This window comes from Nocardia sp. NPDC101769 (assembly GCF_044766925.1).
Lineage (GTDB): Bacteria > Actinomycetota > Actinomycetes > Mycobacteriales > Mycobacteriaceae > Nocardia.
In genome coordinates, this window is the sequence record NZ_JBIWMX010000089.1 from 1 (window position 1) to 8,453 (window position 8,453).

Consider the following 8,453-nt stretch of genomic DNA (forward strand, 5'->3'; position numbering starts at 1 on the left):
ACGACGAAGGCAGACTCTAATCAGCTACACCCCACCGACCTGGGCATCCAGGCAACGAACCCGGACATCTCCGATCTTAGGGACTCTAATACCGAATGGTCTCATTCATCGGGGACGGCCCAAAGAGATTGCGGGGGTTTCACCGGGTTGCTGGTCTGCGAGCATGGCGCGGAAGACGACGTCGGAGAGTCGGCGCTTCGGGATCCGCAGCGCCTCCAGGCCACCGTCACCTGCAGCTTTGCGGCGCGCCAGTAGCTCTCGGGCGCCTGGATGGCAACGTGCTTGCGGGAGGGCGATCCTATGGAGAGCTGCGTTGAGTTGTCGATTCCCGGTGCGAGACAGTCGATGTCGTGCCCGGTTGGACGACCAGACGGGAAGTGGTGCGGTCCCGTTGTGGCGGGCGAAGGCATCCCTGGAGTGGAATCGATCGACGTCGGCCGTCTCACCGATGATCTTCGCAACAGTCGCGGACCTGCCGCTGGATGGTCGGCTGGTGTTCGTGCGGGTGCGTGTCCGGCGGCTGATGTGCTCGATACCGCAGTGCTGCAAGATGTTTCGCGAGCAGGTTCCGGGAGTTCTCGAACGCTATCAGCGCCGCACTGCCCGGCTGACCGGCCAAGTTCGGGCGGTCGTGCGGGAGCTGGCCGGCCGAGCCGCGATCCGGGTGCTCGCGGCCTTGCCGGTTCGCATGTCCCGAGACACCGCGGTGCGGATGCTATTGCGCATCCCGACGCCGCAACGGCCGGTTCCCCGAGTGGTGAGCGTGGACGATTTCGCCATTCACCGCGAAAACCGTTATGGCACAGTTCTTATCGACGCCGTCACCCATCAGCGGGTCGATGTGCTGCCCGATCGCCGGTCGGAAACACTCGAGGCATGGCTACGCGAACACTCGGGTGTCGAGATCGTTGTCCGTGACGGTTCGAGCGGCCCACGCCAGGGAGTTCGGCATCAGCAGCGAGACCGTCTCCAACCAGGTGTTGTTGGCAATGAGGTTATTTGCGCCCGCGGTCTGAACTTCGGGCATCACCTAGTTTCGCGGGTCGGTATAGATCTGCGTGGTGTCGCCGGTGCGCTGGTGGTCTTCGTAGATCGAGATCTTGTGACGGATGGCGTCGAGGTTCTCGGCGAGGGCTTGCTGTTTGGCGATCACAGCGGCTTCGTGCTCGCGGAGCATCCGGAGCCTTTCGCTGTAGTCGTCGGGGCGGGTGCGGATGAGGTCGGCGAAGTCCTTGATCCGGATGAGGGGCATGCCACTGTCGCGTAGCCGATTGCACAGCTGAAGCCATTGGAGATCGTCGGGGCTGTAGATGCGGTGGCCGCCGGCCGTCCGGGTGGGCGGATGCAGGAACAGGCCCTCGCGCTCATAGAAGCGCAACGTGTGCACGCTCAATCCGGTCGCTGTCGCGACCTGCCCGATCGTGAGCCCGGCTGCCGGCATTGTCATCGCGACGTCTCCGATCTTGACCTAGAGCGAGGTCTAGATTCTAGCGTCTTCCACATGGTCGAGCAGAGGCGGGGAGATGGTGTGATGGAACCGAAGCCAGTGCGGATGCATCGTGAGGGCTGGTGGGTGGTCGTCGTCTTGTTCGCGGTTCTGGGCACTCCGGTGTCGATTGCGGGCGCGGCGGTCACGCTGCCGAGGATCGGGGCAACGCTCGGCAGCGACGCCGTCGGCTTGCAGGGGGTCGTCAATGCGTTCAACTTCGCGTTCGCGCTCGCGACGCTCGGATGCGGCCGTCTCGCGGATCGCGTGGGGCGCCGATCGGTCTTCCTTGGCGGGGTGCTGCTCGTTGTCGTCGCGAATCTCGCGGCGGCTGCAGCGGTCTCGTTGCTTATGCTGGATCTCGCGCGTGTGGTCGCGGGTGCGGGCTGTGCTGCGGTATTCGTGGGAGCCACGTCTTTGATGTCCTCGGGTCTGCGCGGAGCTGCGCGCGCCCGCGCGTTTACCGCGCTCGGGGTCGTCCTCGGCTGCGGACTCGCTTTCGGGCCGGCCCTGTGCGGCTTGCTCGTGAGCCTTGGGGGCTGGCGGGCCGTGTTCGTCGCGATCGCGGTGGTGTCGGCGGCGTCGGGGCTGGCCGGGATTGTCTCGAGGATCCCTGTCGGGACGCCGCCGGAAACTCGTGTGGGCGGGCTTGCGATCGTGCTCGGCAATCGGAGGTTCCTGGGGTTCGCGCTGATCCCTGTGGCTGGGGCATTCGGGTACGTCACGTTGCTGACCTACCTTCCGGTCGCGCTCTCGGCGATCAAAGGCGTTCCCGCAGGCCAGGCCGGGATGTTGATGCTTCCGATGACCGTGTCGACTGTGCTGGCGCCCCTGATGGCCGCGCGTCTGACCCGGTTGTTCGGCGGCCCCGCACGCCTGATGCTCATCGCGACCGCGTTGATGGCTGCCGGTAGCGTCCTTTTGCTTCTTGCGTTCAGACCTGCGGCGCCTGCCGGGTTGCTCGTACCGGGGATGCTGCTCCTGGGGTGCGGGTTCGGACTTCCTATGGGCATGGTCGACCGCGAGGCCATCGGCTCTGTTGCTGACGACCATTCCGGCACGGCAGCAGGCGTCATGAACTTCCTACGCCTGGGGAGCGAAGCAATCGTCATCGCCGCCTTCGGCGCCGGGATCAGCCATGTCGTTGCCGTCGTCCTTCGCGACGGTGCCCTCGCTGCCCAGGTCGCAGCCGGCCAGTACCTTCGGCCAGGGACGTATGCGGGCGCATTCGCCCTGCTCGGATCCGCTTCGACGCTGTGCACGATCGTGGCGCTCCTGGTCAGTTGGTGGCTCTTGCGAACCCCGCACCCGTGCCGGGCGCGCTACTCGACCAACGATCGGGCCAAGCAACCGGAACCGAATGCGGACGCGATCAGCGGCTCTGCGGCCGCCCAGCGACCGGCCCGTCGAGCCGACAATACACCGCAACGCGCCGAGGCGATGCGGGATGCTGGCCATTTCTTCCCACGCCGCATCTCTTCAATACGTACCACGGCTTCCACCGGTGTCGGCCGCCTGCGCCAGCATGGAATCCCTGGCCCCCGCCGAGGTATCGCGATCCGCCTGGGCAAGTCCTGAGCAAAGGACGAGGCGTGGTTGTCGCACTGGTGGTTTCATGTCCGGCTATGCGTGATGAGGGCGCTGGCGAGTGTCGCGGCCACGCAGATCATCGTCGAGACAAGATATTTGATTCCCATGGATGGCTCGTCACGCAACTGATCTCGCAAGAGACAGCCGTGCCCTTGGAGGAGCTGTCGCGCGACAACAACCAGGAGGTTTTGCGCGAGTCCGCCTAGCACGGACACTGTGACGACGATCCCGGAACCACAGGTCGGCAGCGTGTTACCGACCAGGACACGCCGCCCGAAACACCATCGGACAATGCGGGTCCATCCCTCTTCTCGGAGGGACGCACTCGACTCAGGCGAACGCACCTGTTGAGTGAAACTCCCTTCTTGCGCCGTCAGAGTTGTCGCCGAGCCGTTCTCCCGGTCGGCGCCCCGCGCGGGTGCGCTTGCCACAGAACCGGATTCGAACAGGTCGCTCGCATCGTGCTCGAAGCAGACTACGGCTATTTCCCGGTTCCGATTGGCCGACCCGAAAGCGGGCCGCGACGATCCGGCCGCCAACGCCGCTCAGATCAGCCGAGAACCAACTGCCCTACAGCAGTGCACAGCGCGCGAGTACCGGCATAGAAAGATGTTCTGCGCCTCGGGTGTCTGGACATGGGGAACGTCCTGCTGATGCGCTTGTCGGGCTTGGTGTCCCATCGCGGGTAGGAGGACGTTCCATGGGTAACGGTAGTCGCTTGTCGCGGGGTGATCGCAACCGTAATGCGCGTTTGAGCAGGTTGCGGGTGCTGGTGCCGACCTCGAATGCGATCGTCGGTGTCGATCTGGCCGACCGCAAGCAGATGGTCGTAGTGACCGACCACGATTCGAAAGTGCTGGCCCGCAGAATATTCCGGTGCCGCGCCTGGGATATGGGTGTGGCGTTGGACTGGGCCGGGCAGCGCGCCTCGGCGGCCGGGTTCGCCGGGGTGACGGTGGCATGCGAGCCGACCGGGCATCGCTGGCGGGTGCTGGGCCAGCTGGCCGCCGATCGGGGCATGGCGTTCGTGTGCGTGCAACCGGCGATGACGTCATGGTCACGCCGCGCCGAGGATCTCACCTGCGACAAGACCGACGAAAAGGATGCGGTGCTCATCGCCCGGTTGACCGCGCAGCTGCGCTGCTATGTGCCCGAGCCGGTCGACGAGACCTGGGGCCGGTTGCGGCATCTGGGGGCCCGCCGCGAACAATTGCTGGTGGAGATGGTCTCCCAGGTCCAGCAGATTCGGGCCCTGCTGGAATGCGTGTGGCCGGCCGCGCTGGAAACAGCGCGTCAACCGTTCCGATCGCGATCATGGGTGGCGACGCTGCGGGTGATCTGCGGACGCGACAACGGGGACCTGGCCCGCACTCACAGGCTCGGCCAGGCCCGCCTCGAACAGGCAGTCCGGCGCGAAATCGCGCGCACCGGTGGGGTTCGGAGAGGGCCGCGAGGTGCTGCGGCAGTTGCTGCAGGACCATCTCGATCTCCGCGCAGCACGCGAGGAAGCCGAACTGACCGACAGACACGCGAGCGGCTCGGTTCGCGGGCGAAATCGCCTCGAACACGGCCATATCCGACAGTTGGCGACCGTGGTCGGCTCGGTGAGGGTGCGTCGTTGCGCACTGCGCGCGCCGGGTCGGCGCAATATCTATCCCGCCGACGCGGTCCTGTCGCTACCGGCCGGTCGTCACAGCCACGGCCTGCGCAGACTCGCGGTGCTCGACGTGGTGCAATCCTCCTACGACACCACGAAATCCGCGATCGATCTCGGACACGGCGAGTTCACCATCGACTGGCACACCGACGACGCTGCGGGCGACAACGAGCCGACGGAAGCCCGGTGATTCCCAAGCAGGGTCGATGACCTGGGAGATTCTCGGGGCGCTCATTCTCGGATTCGTGCTCTCGGCGATGGTGCAGGCCGTGGTGCGCAAATCCACGATCGTGCGCTTGTTGGGCGACGACAGCCCGCGCACCCTGACCATCGCCGCCGGATTGGGCACCACCTCGTCCTCTTGCTCGTATGCCGCTGTGGCGCTGGCGCCTACTTCTCGATGACGCCGTATTGGGTGAGGAGTTCGCCGATTTCGTTGTTGCCCAGGCGTTTCGCGAGGCTGCGCCAGAGCAGATCGGGGCCGGGCAGATCGATCGGGTCGCCGTCGCGGAGGTGGGTCATGGCGGCCAGCAGGGTGCGGACGTCGTAGGTGGAGTTGAAGACATCAGGGACGCCGCGTTCGATGTCGAGGAGTTGGTAGGCCGCTTCCATGCCGGTGCGGACGGAGTATTCGGTGGTGAAGATGCAGTCGCGGGAGGTTTCGGCGAACTGGCCGATGAAGGCGAAGTTCACCGCGCCCTCGGGAACCACCTGGGGACGGTCGCCCGCCTTGCGGGGCATGAAGAAGGCGGTGATGTAGGGCATCATGACCGGGACGCACTTGGCGGCGTTGGCGGCCAGCTCCGGGATGTCGGATTCGGGAACGCCCAGGTGGTACAGCCATTCCTGGGTGATCTCCTCGCCCGTGCAGTCCTGCATGGGCTTGCGCACGTAATCGCCGGGCTTGTCGACGAACAGCGAGTAGACCCAGGCTACGATCTGGTCCTTGGGCTGCTGTTTGAAGTGCGGCTGACGGCCGACGGTCCAGCTCATCAGCCAGCTGGAGTCCTTGATGGTGACGACGCCGCCGCTGACCAACTTGCCGCTGAAGGGATCTCGCTTGCAGATCTTTTGAATGTATTCGGGGATACGCGCATCCAGCGTGGTGACGGTGGCCGACTCCCATTTGGTCTCGGGAATGTGCCCGCCGAAGACATCCGGATTGCCGAACGCCTTGTCCTTGGCCGCGATTCGCCGCCACAGATCCCAGGCCGGGGCCGGTCCCTCGTCGAGCTTGGCCGGAGTGTGGTGATCGCCCTCGTCGGAGTTCTCGGTGAGCGAGCCGATGGTAATCAGCACCAGATCGTCCGGACCCAGATCGACGCCGCCCTCGACGCCCTCCGAGATCCAGTGAATCCTGGTGGCCTGCTTGCGCTCGGCGGTGATATCGAAGTCGACGTCGGTGACCGTGGTGTCGAACTTGAAGGTGACCCCTTGGCTCAGCAGCCACCGGTAGAGCGGCAGCACCAGCGACTCGTACTGGTTGTGCTTGGTGAACTTCAAGTTCGAGGAGTCCGGCATTCCGCCGACGAGGTGGATGAACCGGTGTATGTACAGCTTCATCTCGAGCGCGCTGTGCCAGTCCTCGAAGGCGAACATGGTGCGCCAGTACATCCAGAAGTTGCTCTCGAAGAAGTCCTTCGAGAACACCTCGTTGATGCGCTTGCCCTCCATCTCCTCACGGGTGGCGAGGAAGATCTTGGTGATGTCCTTCCGCGCCTTGTCGTTCAGCGCGAAGAGGTTCTTGGTCTGGGCGCTCTGACCGCGATTGACGGTGGCGCGCTCGAGGGAGATGTTCGGGTCGTCCTTGTTGAGCCAGTAGAACTCGTCGAGCACGCTCGCGTCGTCGATCTCGATGGACGGGATCGACCGGAACAGGTCCCACAGACACTCGAAGTGGCTCTCCATCTCGCGGCCACCGCGAATCACGAAACCCTTCTCGGGTTTCTTGATGCCGTCGAGCGCACCGCCCGGCAGCTTGAGCTCCTCCAGAATGGTGATCTGGTCACCGGGCAGCCGACCGTCGCGAATCAGGAAGGCCGCACCCGAGAGCGACGCCAGACCCGAGCCCACGAACCACGCCCTCTTGCCGTCCACGTTCGCGGGCTTGCGCGGGCGGGCGAACGCCTCGTAATTGCCACTGCTGTAATACATGAGAACTCCTGCCTCTGGTCTGTCGACCACGATGTCGTAGAACGTGGTGAGACCGATGGTGTCGAGAATCCGGAACGACCCGGCCGGTGGGGTGCCGATCGTCCAGGTCTTGCCCACGCTTGTTCGCGGTGTTCCGTCGACCTCGGCGCTCGATCGGCCCGATTCACACTGCCGCCGGACCGCTCCGGCCCAGTAGGGCCGATCGCCCCTTTCGCCGGGTGCTTCGGTCCCCGCTGGGCAGCCAAGAATCGGTGCGTGTGAGAGCCGGAGCAAACCACCCGCATCGATGTCGCGACGACCACGGCGTCGCCGACATGGGTCCACGGGGTCGGGCGCTCGCCGTTCCGTCGACGGGTTCAGGCCGCTGGCGGGCTCATCCCGCACGAGCGGATCGGCGCGGCTCACGAACGCCACGTCGGCCCATCCACCACGACCTAACATCATGCAACACAACCGATTTCAACGTCAGCGAAACGAATTACATCCATGTGAGACATCGTCTAAGTCGGCGGCCGGGAACGTGGTGCGGTACAGAACGTCCGCAACAGCGCATAACGCGCCGACTGAACCAGCGAGGCGGTCACGGCTTTCTGACGGCCCTCACAGCCACGAATTGCGTGCACGTAGTCCGGCGATCGCTATCGCGATATCGGCCACGATCTCGAATATTGCTGCGAACCAAGAGAATCCAGTGACACGCGCTGACGCGGGTGCGGCGATGAAGCTGTCGCTGAGGGGTCCGAACCAGTCCGGAAGCAGGTGTACGACAGTGAATCCGCCCGCGCTGAAGAAGCCGACCACAATAGCCGCGGTCGGCGCCCAGCGATGGCGGGTGAACACGAGCACGATGGTCACGATCGCCAGTACCTGCTGAATGCTGCCGAGTGTCATGACGAGCGGCGACAGGATGCCCATGCCCCGCCGGAGATGATCGGCGGCGTGCACGGCCAGGGCGATCGTGAACACGATGGTCGTCCATCGCAAGACGGCGTTCGGCGATGAGGAAAGGCGCTGTTGCGGCAGTGTCGAGTCGATCATGAGTTCCCCCTACGGATCTGAATTACTACCAATTGTAGTAGCGGTTATCTTTCTGTGGTGGGCGAAGCGAGGCTGATCCGAATCAGCTTGGTCCGCTTGGCTGTTTCGGTGATGTCATGGGGATCGGGAAGCCTGTGAACGCGACAGCGCACGCCGCAATACCGCGCATCACCAGGTCTCGCATGCACGAACGCGGGCAGACTCACAGATGTGCGGCACCGCGAGCGCGAGGTCGACCATCACCAGGATCGGTCGGGTGAGGACACGCCGTAGGGACGACGTGAACTGCTCCGGTGTCTCGTGTCAAGGACGTGGCAGATTCTCACTGGTCAAAAGGCTGTCGCCACAGCTGGTGAGATCGCCTGAGACCGCGCGGTAGTGCCGGGTTGAGCGAGCCCGGGACGCCTGCCGAGTAATTCTCGGTGATCCAGTTGCGTCACTGCTCCTGCGATGTTCGAGCGTTGACCAGTCGGCGCACCGCGGCGGCGACTTGCTCGGGTTGCTCGGCGGGGATGATGTGCTCGGAGT

Annotated in this window: 6 protein-coding genes and 4 pseudogenes; 6 read left to right on the plus strand and 4 right to left on the minus strand. The window is 64.6% G+C overall.

The features are described 5' to 3' along the window. Positions 1–255: hypothetical protein (locus tag ACIRRA_RS45080; protein ID WP_402782024.1), on the plus strand; the 255-nt coding region annotated here is incomplete at its 5' end. 57 nt (positions 256–312) lie between these two features. Here ACIRRA_RS45080 and ACIRRA_RS45085 read toward each other — a convergent pair. After that, a pseudogene (locus ACIRRA_RS45085) lies at positions 313–549 on the minus strand (transposase); the annotation flags it as partial. On the opposite strand from ACIRRA_RS45085, the pseudogene ACIRRA_RS45090 reads away from it, so the two are divergent. Beyond that, positions 461–973: pseudogene (locus tag ACIRRA_RS45090) on the plus strand (transposase); the annotation flags it as partial. The pseudogenes ACIRRA_RS45085 and ACIRRA_RS45090 sit on opposite strands and share 89 nt — an antisense overlap. Positions 974–1,030: 57 nt before the next feature. Here the strand turns inward: ACIRRA_RS45090 and ACIRRA_RS45095 are convergent. Continuing rightward, positions 1,031–1,447 (minus strand): MerR family transcriptional regulator, encoded by a 417-nt coding sequence (locus tag ACIRRA_RS45095; RefSeq protein WP_402782013.1) that lies wholly within the window; start codon positions 1,445–1,447, stop codon positions 1,031–1,033. A 54-nt stretch (positions 1,448–1,501) separates the two neighbouring features. On the opposite strand from ACIRRA_RS45095, the gene ACIRRA_RS45100 reads away from it, so the two are divergent. The 4 genes and pseudogenes from ACIRRA_RS45100 to ACIRRA_RS45115 all read left to right on the plus strand — a co-directional run. Then, positions 1,502–3,064 (plus strand): MFS transporter, encoded by a 1,563-nt coding sequence (locus ACIRRA_RS45100; RefSeq protein ID WP_402782016.1) that lies wholly within the window; start codon positions 1,502–1,504, stop codon positions 3,062–3,064. An 835-nt stretch (positions 3,065–3,899) separates the two neighbouring features. Beyond that, positions 3,900–4,289 (plus strand): annotated as a pseudogene (locus ACIRRA_RS45105) (transposase); the annotation flags it as partial. A 217-nt stretch (positions 4,290–4,506) separates the two neighbouring features. Further along, entirely contained in the window at positions 4,507–4,923 is a 417-nt protein-coding gene (locus tag ACIRRA_RS45110; protein WP_402782027.1) for a hypothetical protein, read from the plus strand. A 16-nt stretch (positions 4,924–4,939) separates the two neighbouring features. Continuing rightward, a pseudogene (locus ACIRRA_RS45115) lies at positions 4,940–5,122 on the plus strand (permease); the annotation flags it as partial. Between the two features lies 1 nt (position 5,123). On the opposite strand, the gene ACIRRA_RS45120 reads toward ACIRRA_RS45115, so the two are convergent. After that, on the minus strand, positions 5,124–6,887 hold the full coding sequence (locus ACIRRA_RS45120) for an oleate hydratase (protein WP_402782021.1): 1,764 nt from the start codon (positions 6,885–6,887) through the stop codon (positions 5,124–5,126). A gap of 600 nt (positions 6,888–7,487) precedes the next feature. Further along, positions 7,488–7,925, minus strand: coding sequence for a hypothetical protein (locus ACIRRA_RS45125; RefSeq protein WP_402782018.1), 438 nt, complete (start codon positions 7,923–7,925; stop codon positions 7,488–7,490). Between the last annotated feature and the right edge of the window lie 528 nt (positions 7,926–8,453).

What these genes read in the sequence shown, in the direction of transcription:
- ACIRRA_RS45095 (WP_402782013.1), bottom strand. Translation starts at nt 1,447, where the DNA reads ATGACAATGCCGGCAGCCGGGCTCACGATCGGGCAGGTCGCGACAGCG.
- ACIRRA_RS45120 (WP_402782021.1), bottom strand. Translation starts at nt 6,887, where the DNA reads ATGTATTACAGCAGTGGCAATTACGAGGCGTTCGCCCGCCCGCGCAAG.
- ACIRRA_RS45100 (WP_402782016.1), top strand. Translation starts at nt 1,502, where the DNA reads ATGGTCGAGCAGAGGCGGGGAGATGGTGTGATGGAACCGAAGCCAGTG.
- ACIRRA_RS45125 (WP_402782018.1), bottom strand. Translation starts at nt 7,925, where the DNA reads ATGATCGACTCGACACTGCCGCAACAGCGCCTTTCCTCATCGCCGAAC.